General features: G+C 68.5%; 14 protein-coding genes. 10 read left to right on the top strand and 4 right to left on the bottom strand.

What is annotated here, in order from left to right; genetic code table 11:
* Both pdxY and KV396_RS14865 read right to left on the bottom strand, forming a co-directional pair.
* Window positions 1–852 (bottom strand): pyridoxal kinase PdxY, encoded by an 852-nt coding sequence (gene pdxY / locus KV396_RS14870; protein ID WP_247956199.1) that lies wholly within the window; start codon window positions 850–852, stop codon window positions 1–3.
* 46 nt (window positions 853–898) lie between these two features.
* Complete coding sequence (locus KV396_RS14865) at window positions 899–2,206, bottom strand: aminotransferase class I/II-fold pyridoxal phosphate-dependent enzyme (RefSeq protein WP_247956198.1); 1,308 nt, start codon at window positions 2,204–2,206, stop codon at window positions 899–901.
* 90 nt (window positions 2,207–2,296) lie between these two features.
* On the opposite strand from KV396_RS14865, the gene pdxS reads away from it, so the two are divergent.
* The 10 genes from pdxS to KV396_RS14815 all read left to right on the top strand — a co-directional run bounded on the left by pdxS (window position 2,297) and on the right by KV396_RS14815 (window position 12,449).
* Entirely contained in the window at window positions 2,297–3,190 is an 894-nt protein-coding gene (pdxS, locus tag KV396_RS14860) for a pyridoxal 5'-phosphate synthase lyase subunit PdxS (protein WP_247956197.1), read from the top strand.
* A complete protein-coding gene (gene pdxT, locus KV396_RS14855) occupies window positions 3,180–3,788 on the top strand; it encodes a pyridoxal 5'-phosphate synthase glutaminase subunit PdxT (RefSeq protein WP_247956196.1) in 609 nt (202 codons plus the stop codon). The genes pdxS and pdxT overlap by 11 nt, the downstream gene beginning before the upstream one ends.
* 73 nt (window positions 3,789–3,861) lie before the next feature.
* Window positions 3,862–4,623: a YebC/PmpR family DNA-binding transcriptional regulator gene (locus KV396_RS14850; RefSeq protein ID WP_247624689.1), complete on the top strand. Its 762-nt coding sequence runs from the start codon at window positions 3,862–3,864 to the stop codon at window positions 4,621–4,623.
* Window positions 4,624–4,668: 45 nt separating this feature from the next.
* Entirely contained in the window at window positions 4,669–5,256 is a 588-nt protein-coding gene (ruvC, locus tag KV396_RS14845) for a crossover junction endodeoxyribonuclease RuvC (RefSeq protein ID WP_247956195.1), read from the top strand.
* A gap of 9 nt (window positions 5,257–5,265) precedes the next feature.
* The gene (ruvA, locus tag KV396_RS14840; protein WP_247956194.1) at window positions 5,266–5,868 is read left to right on the top strand and encodes a Holliday junction branch migration protein RuvA; all 603 of its coding nucleotides are present in this window, start codon (window positions 5,266–5,268) and stop codon (window positions 5,866–5,868) included.
* On the top strand, window positions 5,861–6,886 hold the full coding sequence (gene ruvB / locus KV396_RS14835; RefSeq protein ID WP_247956193.1) for a Holliday junction branch migration DNA helicase RuvB: 1,026 nt from the start codon (window positions 5,861–5,863) through the stop codon (window positions 6,884–6,886). The genes ruvA and ruvB overlap by 8 nt, the downstream gene beginning before the upstream one ends.
* Before the next feature lie 73 nt (window positions 6,887–6,959).
* Window positions 6,960–7,352 carry a preprotein translocase subunit YajC gene (locus KV396_RS14830; protein WP_247632171.1) on the top strand — a complete coding sequence of 131 codons (393 nt, stop codon included), beginning with the start codon at window positions 6,960–6,962 and terminating at the stop codon, window positions 7,350–7,352.
* A 55-nt stretch (window positions 7,353–7,407) separates the two neighbouring features.
* Window positions 7,408–9,135 carry a protein translocase subunit SecD gene (gene secD / locus KV396_RS14825; protein WP_247956192.1) on the top strand — a complete coding sequence of 576 codons (1,728 nt, stop codon included), beginning with the start codon at window positions 7,408–7,410 and terminating at the stop codon, window positions 9,133–9,135.
* Window positions 9,135–10,124, top strand: a complete 990-nt coding sequence (gene secF, locus KV396_RS14820) for a protein translocase subunit SecF (protein ID WP_247622425.1) — start codon at window positions 9,135–9,137, stop codon at window positions 10,122–10,124. The genes secD and secF overlap by 1 nt, the downstream gene beginning before the upstream one ends.
* Before the next feature lie 75 nt (window positions 10,125–10,199).
* A complete protein-coding gene (locus tag KV396_RS14815) occupies window positions 10,200–12,449 on the top strand; it encodes a RelA/SpoT family protein (protein WP_247632174.1) in 2,250 nt (749 codons plus the stop codon).
* Here KV396_RS14815 and KV396_RS14810 read toward each other — a convergent pair.
* Window positions 12,436–12,987, bottom strand: coding sequence for a type IV toxin-antitoxin system AbiEi family antitoxin (locus KV396_RS14810; protein ID WP_247956191.1), 552 nt, complete (start codon window positions 12,985–12,987; stop codon window positions 12,436–12,438). The two genes, KV396_RS14815 and KV396_RS14810, sit on opposite strands and share 14 nt — an antisense overlap.
* A 63-nt stretch (window positions 12,988–13,050) precedes the next feature.
* Window positions 13,051–14,403, bottom strand: a complete 1,353-nt coding sequence (locus tag KV396_RS14805) for a DUF349 domain-containing protein (RefSeq protein WP_247956190.1) — start codon at window positions 14,401–14,403, stop codon at window positions 13,051–13,053.
* Window positions 14,404–14,471 lie beyond the last annotated feature (68 nt).

Below are 14,471 nucleotides of genomic sequence, written 5' to 3'. Positions count from 1 at the left end.
TCAGCGCACCTGACGGGCGCTGAACTGCATGCGCGGGTGCGCGTAGAACTCCTGCGCCTCGACGAGCTGCAGCTCGCGCTCCCCGGAGTCGAGCGTCGCCTTCAGCAGGTCGTAGACGCTCGATGCGGTGCGCTCGAGGGCGACCTGCGCACTGCCGGTCTCGACGTAGTGCGCGGTGAAGAGCGCAGCGGTCACATCGCCCGACCCGTTGGCCTTCATCGGAAGGTGCGGCGTCTGCACGATCCAGGCACCCTCGTCGTCGACCGCGAGCATCTCGATGGTTCCCTCCTCGCGGTCCGGCCGCTCGACGCTCGTGACGAGCACCGTGCGCGGTCCCATCGCGCGCGCCAGGTCGACCGAGGCCAGCGTCGACTCGAGCGTGTCGGGCTCGGTCTCGGTGAGGAAGCCGAGCTCGAACTGGTTCGGGGTGATGATGTCCGCCACCGGCACGACCCGCTCCCGCAGCAGCACGGGGATCGCGGGCGCCACGAAGCAGCCGGACTTGGCGTTGCCCATCACGGGGTCGCACGCGTAGACGGCGTTCGGGTTCTCCGCCTTGACCCGGGCGACGGCGTCGATGATCACGTCGCCGATGCCCTCACCGCCCTGGTATCCGCTGAGCACCGCATCGATGCCGCCGAAGACGCCACGGTCCTGGATGCCGGTGATGACCTCGCGCACCTCGGCGGGATCGATCATCGGGCCGCGCCAGGCGCCGTACCCGGTGTGGTTCGAGAAGTTCACGGTGTAGACCGGGAGGACCTCGACGCCGATGCGCTGCAGCGGGAACACCGCGGCGGAGTTGCCGACGTGACCGTAGGCGACGGCGGACTGGATGGAGAGGATCTTCATCTCCCGATCCTTTCTTTCAGTGCGGGTGCGTTCCCGCTTCGGGTGGTCATCGGGAAGCCGCGACGAGGTCGGCGACGAAGGCCGCGGCATCCGCGTCGGACAGATCATGGACGGTCAGCCGCAGATGCCGCGATGGCTCGGCCTTCTCGTCGAGGGCGAACTCGTCGCCGGTGCGGGCCAGCCATCCGCGGCGCATGAGCTTCTCGGCGACGGCGCGCGCGGGGCGCGGGAGCTCGACCCAGAGGCTGAGACCGTCGGAGTCGGGGGCGTCGAATCCGTGGGTGCGCAGGAGCTGTGCGAAAGTGGCGTTGCGCTCGGCGTAGTGCGCGGCCGCGGTTCCGATCGTCGCGAGCGCGGAAGGGTCGGTCAGCTGGGCGTGCGTGAGTCGCTGGAGCAGATGGCTCACCCAGGTCGTCCCCGGGCTGAGCCGCATCGACAGGCGCTCGGCCGTCTCGGGGTCGGTGGCCGCGAGCGCCAGGCACATGTCGGGGCCGAGGAACTTCGAGACGGAGCGCACGAGGGCGAACCGCCGGTGCCCCGGTCCGATCAAGGTCTCGTAGGGGCGCTGCGAGAGCATCGAGAAGTGGTCGTCCTCGATGATCAGCACGTAGGGGTGGTCGGCGAGCACGGCGCGGAGCTCGGCCGCGCGCGCAGCCGTCAGGCTGCTGCCGGTGGGGTTCTGCGCGCGCGGAGTGCAGATGATGGCGCGGATGCCGGCGTCGAGCGCTGCGCGGAGGCCGACGACCGTCATCCCCTCGCCGTCGACCGGAACGGGCACGGCGCGGTACCCTCCGAGTCGCACCGTGTGGATGCTCGCGAGGAAGCAGGGGTCCTCGAGCGCGACCGCGTCATCGCGGGTGAGCGCCTGGGCGAGGAGTCGCTCGACGGCGTCGACCGCGCCGCTGGTGACGGTGACGCGGAAGTCGGACTGGTCGAGGTCGGTGGCGATCCACTCGTGCGCCCAGGAGTCGAGGCCGCGGTCGATCACGGGCTCGCCGTACAGCACCGGTCGCCCCGTGACGCGGGCGAGTGCGGGGGACGGGTCGGGGATGAGCCGGGGGTCGGGGTTGCCCGTGCCGACGTCGCGGAGGACCGTGTCCGCCGCGTAGCCCTCCTGGGCGACCGCCTCGACGCCGGCGATCGTGGTGCCGGCGCGCCCGCGCGAGACGACGAGCCCCGCCTGCGCGAGTTGGCGGTAGGCGGCCACCGCGGTGTTGCGGTTCACACCGAGAGTGGCGGCGAGTTCGCGGACCGGGGGGAGCGCATCGCCGGGGCGGAGGGTTCCGCGGTCGCGCAGGCCGCGCACGCTGTCGGCGATGTCTGCTGCGGTCGTTCCGGTGATCTCGGCGCTCATGGGTCCTCGACACCGATTCTAGAACGTCCGGGACGATGCTACGGTTTGACATAGATCAAACGAGTCATTGGCTCAGCCGAGAGGAATGCGATGAACGACCAGGCAACCACCGGATCCGCGCGGGTCAAGCGCGGTCTCGCCGAGATGCTCAAGGGCGGCGTCATCATGGACGTCGTCACGGCCGAGCAGGCCAAGATCGCCGAGGACGCCGGCGCCGTCGCCGTGATGGCGCTCGAGCGCGTCCCCGCCGACATCCGTGCGCAGGGCGGTGTCTCGCGCATGAGCGACCCCGACATGATCGACAGCATCATCGACGCCGTCTCGATCCCCGTGATGGCGAAGGCGCGCATCGGCCACTTCGTCGAGGCGCAGATCCTGCAGGAGCTCGGAGTCGACTACATCGACGAGTCCGAGGTGCTGTCGCCGGCGGACTACGTCAACCACATCGACAAGTTCGGCTTCACCGTGCCCTTCGTGTGCGGGGCGACGAACCTCGGCGAGGCCCTGCGCCGCATCAACGAGGGCGCCGCGATGATCCGGTCGAAGGGCGAGGCCGGCACCGGTGACGTCTCGGAGGCGACCAAGCACATCCGCAAGATCACGAGCGAGATCAACGTGCTGCGTTCGATGACCAAGGACGAGCTCTACGTGGCGGCCAAGGAGCTGCAGGCGCCCTACGACCTCGTCGTCGAGGTCGCGGCGACGGGCAAGCTGCCGGTCGTGCTGTTCGTCGCGGGAGGCGTGGCAACACCCGCGGACGCCGCGATGATGATGCAGATGGGAGCGGACGGTGTGTTCGTCGGCTCCGGCATCTTCAAGTCGGGCAACCCCGCCCAGCGCGCCGCGGCGATCGTGAAGGCCACCACGTTCCACGGCGATCCGAGTGTGATCGCCCAGGTCTCGCGCGGGCTGGGCGAGGCGATGGTGGGGATCAACGTGTCCGACCTCCCCGCGCCGCACCGGCTCTCCGAGCGTGGCTGGTAGTCCGACCGTCGGCGTCCTCGCGCTGCAGGGCGACGTGCGCGAGCATGCCGCCCTGCTCGCGGAGCTCGGTGCGGAGGTGGTGCTCGTGCGCCGCCCGGAGGAACTCGACGCGATCGACGGGCTCGTCCTGCCGGGCGGAGAGTCCAGCGTCATCGACAAGTTGGCGCGACTGTTCGGGCTCCAGCAGCCGATTCGCGCGGCGATCCGCGCGGGGATGCCGATGTACGGCACGTGCGCGGGGCTCATCCTCTTGGCCGACACCGTGCTCGACGCGATCGAGGGACAGCAGTCCTTCGGCGGCCTCGACGTCGACGTGCGTCGCAACGCCTTCGGACGTCAGTCCGAATCGTTCGAGATCGACCTCGACGTGCCGGTGCTCGGCGATGCCCCGGTGTCTGCGACGTTCATCCGGGCGCCGATCGTGGAACGCTCGGGGGCCGCGGTGGAGATGCTCGCCGCCCTGCCCGACGGTGCGGTGGTCGCGGTGCGCCAGGGGCCGTTGCTCGGCACGAGCTTCCATCCCGAGATGGACGGTGAGCCCGGATTCCACGCGCTCTTCCTCGACGAGGCACGACGCTACGCGAGCGCACCCCGGTAGGCGACGTCTCGATTCGTTAGACTGGACGATGCCCTGGGCCGTGCCCACGGGCGGATACGACGAGTGGAGACTTATGTCCGGGCATTCCAAGTGGGCCACCACGAAGCACAAGAAGGCCATCATCGACTCCAGGCGCGCCAAGTCCTGGGCCAAGCTCATCAAGAACATCGAGGTCGCGGCCAAGCTCGGCGGCGCCGACCTCGCGGGCAACCCCACGCTGTTCGACGCGGTGCAGAAGGCGAAGAAGACCTCCGTCCCGAAGGACAACATCGACCGCGCGGTCAAGCGTGGAGCCGGAATCGGCGGCGAGGCCGTCGAGTACACCTCGATCATGTACGAGGGATACGGACCGAACGGCGTGGCGCTCATGATCGAGTGTCTGACCGACAACAAGAACCGTGCCGCAGCCGAGGTGCGCACGGCTCTCAGTCGCAACGGGGGAACGCTGGCCGACCCGGGCAGCGTCGCCTACAACTTCTCGCGCAAGGGCGTCATCGTCGTCGGTGCCGAGGGGACCACCGAGGACGACGTCATGATGGCGGCGCTCGAGGCGGGTGCCGAGGAGATCGAGCCGCACTCCGAGGGCTTCGAGATCATCACCGAGGCGACCGACCTGGTCACCGTGCGCAGCGCGCTGCAGGAAGCGGGCATCGACTACGAATCCGCCGACGTCGAGTTCGTGCCGAACCTCAAGGTCGAGATCGACGCCGACACCGCGCGCAAGGTCTTCCGCCTCATCGACGCGCTCGAGGACAGTGAGGACGTGCAGAACGTCTTCAGCAACTTCGACCTCTCGTCCGAGGTGCAGGCCGAGCTCGAGAACGACGACAGCTAGGCGCGCCACGCGCCCGACGTCGACGGTGCGGCCTAGCCTGGGGGAGTGACCTCCTCTTCGCTGCGCGTTCTCGGGATCGACCCGGGCCTCACGCGATGCGGTGTGGGCATCGTCGACGTCGACGGATCGCGTCGCGGCACGCTCGTGCACGTCGGGGTGATCCGTTCGTCTCCGGATGCGCCGATCGGCGAGCGTCTCGCGATCGTCGCCGCCGGCATCCGTGAGGTCATCGCCGCGCATTCTCCGCAGGCGGTCGCGGTCGAGCGCGTGTTCGCGCAGCAGAACACGCACACGGTGATGGGCACGGCTCAGGCCAGCGGAGTCGCGCTGCTACTCGCGGCAGAGGCGGGTCTTCCCGCGGCGACCCACACGCCGAGCGAGGTCAAGGCCGCCGTGACCGGTTACGGATCTGCCGACAAGCGCCAGGTGCAGGCGATGATCGCCCGGATCCTGCGCCTCGACGCGCCTCCGCAGCCGGCGGATGCCGCGGATGCCCTCGCCATCGCCCTTTGCCACGCCTGGCGCCGAGGCGGCGCGGGGGCGCCATCCGCAGCGGGCGGGCTCACGCCGGCCCAGCGCGCCTGGGCGGACGCGGAGCGTGTCGCTCGAACATACGTACGACGCGGGGCCTAGGCTGGGAGGATGATCTCCTCCCTGCACGGCACCGTGCTGCACTCGACCTCCGACCAAGTCGTCGTCGAGGTGGGCGGCGTCGGCTTCTCCGTCGCCGTCCCGGCCGACGTCGCGCACACCGCCACCGTGGGGCAGCAGTTGCGGTTGCACACGAGCCTGATCGTGCGCGAGGACGCGCTCTCGCTCTTCGGGTTCGCCGAGCGCGACGAGCTCGAGGTCTTCGGGCTCCTCATCAGCGTGACGGGCGTAGGGCCGAAATCCGCCCTGGGGGTGCTGTCGCACCTGACCGTCGACCAGATCGCAGAGGCGGTGAACGCCGAGGACGACGCGCCTTTCCGTCGCGTGTCCGGAATCGGTCCCAAGACCGCGAAGCTCATCGTCGTGCAGCTCGCCGGCAAGGTGCAGCCGACGGTCGCGGCAGCGCCGAGTCCCTCGGGCGCCGTGGACGTGGTGGGTCAGGTCGCGGCCGCCCTCATCGGACTCGGATGGTCGGAGAAGGTCGCCGCCGAGGCCGCCGCGCAGACGGCCGCAGAGGCATCCGATGCCGAGCGTTCGGCCGTCGCACCGCTCCTCCGCCGCACTCTTGCCCTGCTGGGGCCGGCACGTGGCTGACGCACTCGACGCCTCCGAGCCCGTCGACGAGACCGAGCTCGCGATCGAGGGCGCCCTGCGGCCGACGAGTCTCGGCGAGTTCGTCGGACAGCAGAAGGTGCGCGGCCAGCTCCAGCTCCTCCTCGAGGCCGCACGCATCCAGAGCCGACCCGCCGATCACATCCTTCTCGCGGGCCCGCCCGGACTCGGCAAGACGACGCTGGCGATGATCGTCGCGCACGAGAGCGAGCGCCCCCTGCGCCTGTCGAGCGGACCGGCCATCCAGCACGCCGGCGATCTCGCTGCGCTCCTGTCGAGCCTCGTTCCCGGCGAGGTGCTCTTCATCGACGAGATCCACCGGATGGCGCGCTCCGCCGAGGAGATGCTCTATCTCGCGATGGAGGATTTCCGCATCGACATCATGGTGGGCAAGGGGGCGGGGGCCACCAGCATCCCGCTCGAACTCGCACCGTTCACCCTGGTGGGAGCGACGACGCGGTCGGGCCTGCTACCGAATCCGCTGCGCGATCGATTCGGGTTCACCGGTCATCTGGAGTTCTACGAGGAGGGCGAGCTCGAGCGGGTGATCGCGCGATCCGCGGCGGTCCTCCGCGTCGATCTGCCGTCCGATTCGCTGTCCGAGATCGCCCGCCGATCGCGCGGGACGCCCCGCATCGCGAACCGCCTTCTCCGACGCGTGCGCGACTACGCGCTCGTGCACGGTGGGGGAGCGGCGACCATCGCCGACGTCCGCGCCGCTCTCGAACTGTACGACGTCGACCCCATCGGCCTGGACCGCCTCGACCGCGCCGTTCTCGAAGCGCTCGTGCGGCGGTTCCGCGGGGGGCCGGTGGGACTGAGCACCCTCGCCGTCGCCGTCGGCGAAGAGGCCGAGACCGTCGAGAGCGTCGTCGAGCCCTATCTCGTCCGGATCGGTTTCCTCGGTCGCACTCCGCGGGGGCGCGTCGCCATGCCTGAGGCGTATGCGCATCTGGGTGTGGCGCATCCCGACGGAGCGCTTCGCTTCGATGACCTATAATCACAGAAGACTTCCCCCGAAACTTCTGTGCGCCCGTTGATGGTGCGTGCACCTCAGAAAGGCGCTCCGCCCCATGGAAATCATCCTCTTCGGTCTCCTGGCCGTCCTCCTCGTCTTCATGATCTTCAACACGCGCAAGCGTCAGAAGCAGATGAAGGCCGAGCAGGAGGAGAAGGCGACGAAGACGGTTCCCGGCGTGCGCGTGCTCCTGCAGGGCGGCATCTACGGCACGATCGTCTCCTACGACCCCGATGACCTCGACCACCCCGCGTCGGTCGAGGTCGCCCCCGGTGTCGTGATCGAGGTGCACAGCCAGGCGATCCTCCGCATCGTCGAGCCCAAGGACATCGTCGCCGACGACACCGAGCTCGCTGACGACGACCTGGTCGTCGAAGCCGACGCTCCGATCGCCGAGACCCCGGAAGAGACGCGCGCGCGCCTCGACCGCGACGCCGACGACAAGTAAGTCCGCGGCGTTCGACCGCACCCCGGAATCCGGCCTCTCAGAAAGCTGAACTCACGTGGCTTCATCCTCTCCTGTCCGTCACGCCTGGCGGGTCCTTCTCGGCCTGCTCCTCGTGACGGGTGTCCTCTTCGGCATCAACGCGGCCGGGGTGTACGTCTTCGGGAAGAGCTCGTGGGCTCCGGAGCTCGCACTCGACCTCCAGGGCGGCACCCAGATCGTGCTGCAGGCCGAGACGGAGGAAGGGGCAGCGCCGTCCGCGGAACAGCTCGACCAGGCAGCCTCGATCATCCGCCAGCGCGTCGATGCCTCGGGCGTGGCGGAGGCCGACATCACCACCGAGGGCGGACGCAACATCGTCGTCCAGATCCCGGGTGTCGCCGACGAGCAGACGCGCGAGCGGATCACCAGCAGTGCGCAGCTCGAGTTCCGAGCGGTCCTGGCAACGACCGCCGCGACGACGTCCTTCGTCGGTGACGACGGTAACGAGACGCCGTACCCCAGCCCCGACCCCTCGCTGGAGGCGACGCCGACGGCCGAGCCGACCGACGGCAGCGACCTCAACTGGGCCACGCCCAAGCTGCAGGCGGAGTTCCTCGCCTACGACTGCGCGAACCCCGACAACCCCACCAACGTGCCGAGCGAGCAGCCAATGATCGCCTGCGACGAGACCGGTCAGGCCAAGTTCCTGCTCGGCCCGGCCGAGCTCGACGGAACGGCGATCGACGACGCCGCGAGCGGTCGCGACCCGCAGAACGGCGCGTGGCTCGTGCAGCTCACGATGAACCCGGATGGGGCCGACAAGTTCGGCAAGGTCAGCACCCGCCTCAACCAGAACCGCATCGACGGTCTGACGCCGCGCGACCAGTTCGCGTTCGTGCTCGATGGCGTCGTCATCTCGGCGCCTCGCATGAACGGTGTGATCCTCGACGGTCGGCCGAGCATCTCGGGCAGCTTCACGCAGGAGTCGGCCACGACTCTCGCCGATCAGCTCAAGTACGGAGCGCTGCCGCTGAGCTTCACCGTGCAGAGCTCCGACACCGTCTCGGCGACACTCGGTACGCAGCAGCTGCAGATCGGTCTCATCGCCGGTCTCATCGGCCTGATCCTCGTCGCGATCTATTCGCTCATCGTCTACCGAGCCCTCGGGACGGTGATCATCGCGTCCATCGCGGTGATGGGTGTGCTGACCTACATCGTCATCTGCATCCTGGCGTGGCGCCTCGGCTTCCGTCTCTCACTCGCCGGCGTCGCCGGTCTGATCGTGTCGATCGGATTCACCGCCGACTCCTTCATCGTCTACTTCGAGAGAATCCGAGACGAACTGCGAGACGGCAAGTCGATCACCTCCGCGGTCGAAGACGGATGGGGTCGCGCCAAGCGCACGATCTACATCTCGAAGTCGATCAACATCCTCGCCGCGCTCGTGCTGTACATCCTGGCCGACTCGACGGTGAAGGGGTTCGCGTTCACGCTCGGCCTCACGACCATCATCGACGTGTTCATCTTCGTGATCTTCACGCACCCGGTGATGCAACTGCTCGCTCGCACGCGCTTCTTCGGAGGCGGCCACAAGCTCTCGGGGCTCGACCCCGAAGCACTGGGCGCCGTCTACCGCAATCGGTCGCAGTTCCGCGAGGTCGCGACGGCATCCGCCGGCCGTGGCGCGCGCAACTCGCGTTCGCGCGGCGAGGCGGAGCGTCGTCAGACCATCGCCGAGCGCAAGCGCGCGGAGGCTCTCGCGGGTGACAGACCCACCAACGCCGGAAGTGAGGGAGACGCCTGATGCCTTCCATGAATGAGTTCGGCAACAACCTGTACACGGGGAAGACCTCTTTCCCGTTCGTCGGTCGTCGCCGCCTGTGGTTCATCATCGCGATCATCCTGGTCGTGGGCTCGGCTCTGGTGCCGCTGATCCGTCCGATCCAGTTCTCGATCGAGTTCACCGGCGGGTCGCAGTTCACCGTCGCGGCCCCCGACAGCACGGATCAGCAGATCGCCACCGACGCGGTCAAGTCGGTCGTGCCCGAGTCGGCGACCAAGGTCGTCGTGGTGAACGGTGACGACATCCGTGTGCAGACCGACCAGATGACGGCCGATGAGACGCAGCAGGTCACCGCGGCACTCGCCGACGCGTACGGCGTCGACACTGCGGAGGTGACGTCGTCGTTCATCGGTCCGGCCTGGGGTGAGAGCGTCACCCGCCAGTCGCTGTGGGGCCTGGCGATCTTCCTCGCCCTCACCTTCCTGATCCTGGCGATCTACTTCCGCACCTGGAAGATGTCGGCCGCAGCGATCATCGGTCTGCTCGACGTGCTCGTGATCACCGTCGGCGTCTACGCGCTGGCCGGCTTCGAGATCTCGCCGGCGGCGGTGATCGGATTCCTCACGATCTTGGCGTACTCCTTGTACGACACGACGGTCGTCTTCGACAAGATCCGCGAGAACACTCATGAAGACGGCGAGAAATCGGCGCGTCTGTTCGGGGAGTCCGTCAACCTGGCGGTGAACCAGACCCTCGTGCGATCGATCAACACCTCGGTGGTCGCGGCGCTCCCGGTCGGAGCGATCCTCTTCATCGGATCGCTGTGGCTCGGTGCCGAGACCCTCACCGACATCTCGCTGTCGATCTTCGTCGGCATCCTCGTGGCGACGTACTCGACGCTGTTCGTCGCCGCTCCGCTCTACTCGCTCTTCCGCGAGAACGAGCCGCAGATCCGCGAGCGCGACGCCCGGATCCGCGAAGCGCGCCTGCGCGCGACGGTCGAAGCCTGACGTATCCGTCCGGTGGGAGCCGCTCCCGCCGGACGGACGTAGGATTGTCTGATGTTCTGATTCGGAGGTGAGCGGATGGCGGAAGCACAGTCGCCGGCGCAGGGATCGAGCCTGCGGCGTCTGGTTCCCCGCATCTTCTCGCGCGCGTCCAGGGTCAACGACCTCGACAACCTGATCCGCACCGTCCGGGCCAACCACCCCCGCGGTGATTTCTCGGTGATCGAGCGCGCGTACGCGGTCGCCAAGGACAAGCACACCGGCCAGCAGCGGCAGAGCGGCGAGCCGTACATCACGCATCCGCTCGCCGTCGCGCAGATCCTCGCCGAGCTCGGTCTCGGACCGCGCGCCATCGCGGCGGCGCTCCTGCACGACACGGTCGAAGACACCGGCTACGCGCTGACCGACCTCACCGCCGAGTTCGGCGACGAGGTCGCGATGCTGGTCGACGGTGTCACCAAGCTCGACAAGGTCAAGTACGGCGAGAGCGCCCAGGCCGAGACCGTCCGCAAGATGATCGTGGCGATGTCGAAGGACATCCGCGTGCTCCTGATCAAGCTCGCCGACCGTCTGCACAATGCTCGTACCTGGGGCTTCGTCCCGCCGGAGAAGGCGGCGAAGAAGGCCAAGGAGACGCTCGAGATCTACGCGCCCCTGGCCAATCGTCTCGGTATCCAGGCGATCAAGTCCGAGCTCGAAGACCTCTCGTTCGCGGTGCTGCACCCCAAGATCTACAACGAGATCCACAGCCTCATCGCTCAGCGCACTCCGCAGCGCGAGAAGTATCTGAGCCAGGTCGTCGAGGAGATCGACGAGGATCTGCGTGATCTGCGCATCCGCGGCAAGGTCTCGGGCCGACCGAAGCAGCTCTACTCCGTGTACCAGAAGATGGTGGTGCGGGGTCGCGAGTTCGACGACATCTACGACCTGATCGGCATCCGCGTGCTCGTCGCTTCGGTGCGTGACTGCTACGCCGTGCTGGGTGCGATCCATGCGCGGTGGACGCCGCTGCCCGGTCGGTTCAAGGACTACATCGCCACCCCGAAGTTCAATCTCTATCAGTCGCTGCACACGACCGTGATCGGCCCCGCGGGGCGCACGGTCGAGATCCAGATCCGTACGCACGAGATGCACCAGCAGGCCGAGTACGGCGTTGCGGCGCACTGGATGTACAAGGAGCGGATGAACGGCGGCAAGGCCGAGGTGCGGGCATCCGACACCGACATGGCCTGGCTCGCGCACATCTCCGACTGGCAGGCCGAGACGGCCGACCCGGGGGAGTTCCTCGACTCGCTGCGGTTCGAGATCGGCGCGAAGGAGGTCTACGTCTTCACGCCGAAGGGGCGCGTCGTCGGTCTTCCGGCCGGTGCGACGCCCGTCGACTTCGCGTATGCGGTGCACACCGAGATCGGCCATCGCACGATGGGTGCGAAGGTGAACGGGCGCCTGGTGCCGCTGGAGTCCGAGCTGAAGAGTGGCGACGTCGTCGAGGTCTTCACCTCGAAGAACCCCGATGCCGGACCGAGTCAGGACTGGCTCGGATTCGTCAAGAGCACGCGAGCGCGCAACAAGATCCGTGGCTGGTTCACGAAGGAGCGGCGCGAAGAGGCCATCGAACAGGGCAAGGAGGCGATCGCGCGCGCGATGCGCCGGCAGAACCTGCCCCTGCAGCGGTTGATGAGCCAGGACTCGTTCGCTGAGGTCGCCCAGCAGCTGCGCTACGAAGACGTCTCGGCGCTGTACGCGGCCGTGGGCGAGGGGCATATCTCGACCCAGTCGGTGCTCGAGAAGGTCACGGCCAACGTCGCCGCGAACGACACCACGACCGGCGCCATCGACCTGCCGGGCAGCGTGCCGACCCGCGAACCGCGTGCGGGCGACTCCGGCGTTCTCGTCCGCGGCGCCGCCGACATCCTCGTGAAACTCGCGAAGTGCTGCACGCCGGTTCCCGGGGATCCGATCGTCGGCTTCGTGACGCGCGGCAGCGGGGTCTCGGTGCACCGCAGCGATTGCGTCAACGTCAAGGCCCTGAGCAGCGAGCAGGACCGATTCGTCGAGGTGTCGTGGGCGCCGACCACCAAGAGCGTGTTCCGCGTGCAGATCCAGGTCGAGGCCCTCGACCGCTCCGGTCTGCTGTCCGACGTCACGCGCGTACTGAGCGAGCACCACGTCAACATCCTCTCCGCCACGGTCAACACCAATGACGACCGACTGGCGATCAGCCGGTTCGTGTTCGAGATGGGCGATGCCGTGCACCTCGACCGCGTTCTCAACGCCGTGCGCAGGATCGACGCGGTGTACGACGTGTACCGCGTCACGTCCTCCTGATACCGAGTCCCTCGAGAAGTTCCAGGGCACGTCGAGAGCCTGGCACGCGCCGCAGGGTGCGGATGCGTTCCCGTGCGGTCCCGATGAGACCTGGATCGTGCTCGATGAGCATGTGCGCCCAGCGATCCAGAGCGGGTTCCCGGTGGCTCCCGAGCGCGAGATCGATCAGCGTGCGTTCGGCAGTCGTGATCGGGATGCCGCCGATGAGGAGGAGGTCCTCGGCCGGGAGTGGCGTGTCGTGATAACGCACCCGTGGACTCTGCACGGCGCGGATGCGCCTCGCCACCGCACGGCGAAGATGATGCGGGTTCGGCGGCGCATCGCATGCACCGTGCACCCATACCGCGCTCGGCCCGCAGACCGCGGTGCCCGGGTGCACGATCGTGGCGATCGACGCTGCCCGCACGTCGGCGCCCTCGACGAGGTCGGCGGGGATGAAGGCCTCGCCGATGTCGACGACGTCGCCGTCGAGGCGGGCGGCGGTGAGCTCGGGCAGTGTCAGGCGTTGGCCGGGCAGATACAGGAAAGCGGGATGCACCAGGCCAGTGTGGCCCAGGGCATCCCGCTGTCGTGTGCTCGGACGGGAGCTGTGGAGAACTCGTCAGCCGCCGAGGGCGCTCAGCCAGGCGCGGCGCGCCTCGAGAGCGTCGGACGCTTCCTTGATCGCCTTCTTGTCGCCCGACTTCTCGGCCGTGGCGAGCTCGGACTCGAGCTTCTCGATCGCCTCGAGGAGCTGAGAGCTCATGTCGTTGGCGCGCGCCTTGGTCTCGGGGTTGTTCTTCTTCCAGTCGACCTCTTCGCGGGCCTTGAGGGCCTGCTCGATGACGCGGAGCTTGTCGTCGAGCGCGCGCTCCTTGTCGCGGGGGAAGATGCGGCCGATCTCATCCCACTGCCGCTGGATGCGCGTGAGCAGGGCGCGGGCGCGCTTGATGTTGGACTCGTCGGCGACGGCCTTGGCCTCTTCCAGAAGAGCCTGACGCGCCTCGATCTTGGGAGCGGACTCGGCCTCTTCGGCGGCGGACTGCTCGGCACGCGCGGCGTAGAGCGCGTCTCCGGCGGCCTTGAACCGGGCCCAGAGGGCGTCGTCGGCCTTTCGACCTGCGCGGCCGGCGGCCTTCCAGTCGTCGAGCAGCGTGCGGTAGGCGGGAATCCCGTCGGTGCCGCGCGGGGCGAGGGCTTCGGCGCGCTCGATGAGGCGGGTTTTCGCATCACGGGCGGCCTTGTGCGTGTCGTCGAGCTCCGAGTAGAACGCACGGCGGTGCTTGTCGACGACCGAACGAGCGTCGCGGAATCGCTTCCAGAGCTGCTGCGACAGGCCCTTCGACAGGCGCGGGCCGTTCTGCTGCTGAGCCTGCCAGGCGTCGAAGAGCTCACCGAGCTCGGCGGTGACCTGCTTCCACTGCACCTTCGAGAGGTCGCGTGCGGCGATCGCCTCGGCGCGCTCCACCAGCGCGGTGCGCTCGGCGATGGCCTGGTCGAGCAGCTCCTTCGCGCGCTGCTGCTCCTCGGCCGTGGCCTCGGAAAGGGACGCGGTCAGCGTGAGCAGCCGCTCGAGGAGACCGGCGAGGTCACCGACGGCGGCGGCATCCGTGGCTTCGTCGACCAGGTGCCCGGCCTGCTTGACCAGATCGCTGGCGGTCGCGCCGCCGGCCTGGTGCCGCTGTTCGAGGGTCTGCACCTTGAAGGCGATGTCCTCGTACTTGCGCACGAAGTAGGCGAGCGCCTCGTCGGGCGTGCCGTCGGGGTACTGGCCGACGACGCGCCAGTTCTCACCCTCGCGCACCTCGACCGTGCCGTCCTCGCTGACGCGACCCCACTTCGCAGCATCGCTGGAGACGGGGGCGGTGGACGCGGCCGGAACGGCGGCGGCGGGGGCGGGCAGCTTGCGCGGCAGCGGCTTCGCCGGGGGAGCGGGGACGGGGGGAGTCGGCTTCGAGGACTCGTTGGCAGACACAGTGTTCTCCTTGCGCGGTTGGCCGCGGGAGGCGGAAAGGACGATGTTCAGCCTAGTACGCCGCGACG

The organism is Microbacterium galbinum (genome assembly GCF_023101185.1).
Lineage (GTDB): Bacteria > Actinomycetota > Actinomycetes > Actinomycetales > Microbacteriaceae > Microbacterium > Microbacterium galbinum.
This window is presented reverse-complemented; position numbering and strand designations above follow the sequence as displayed.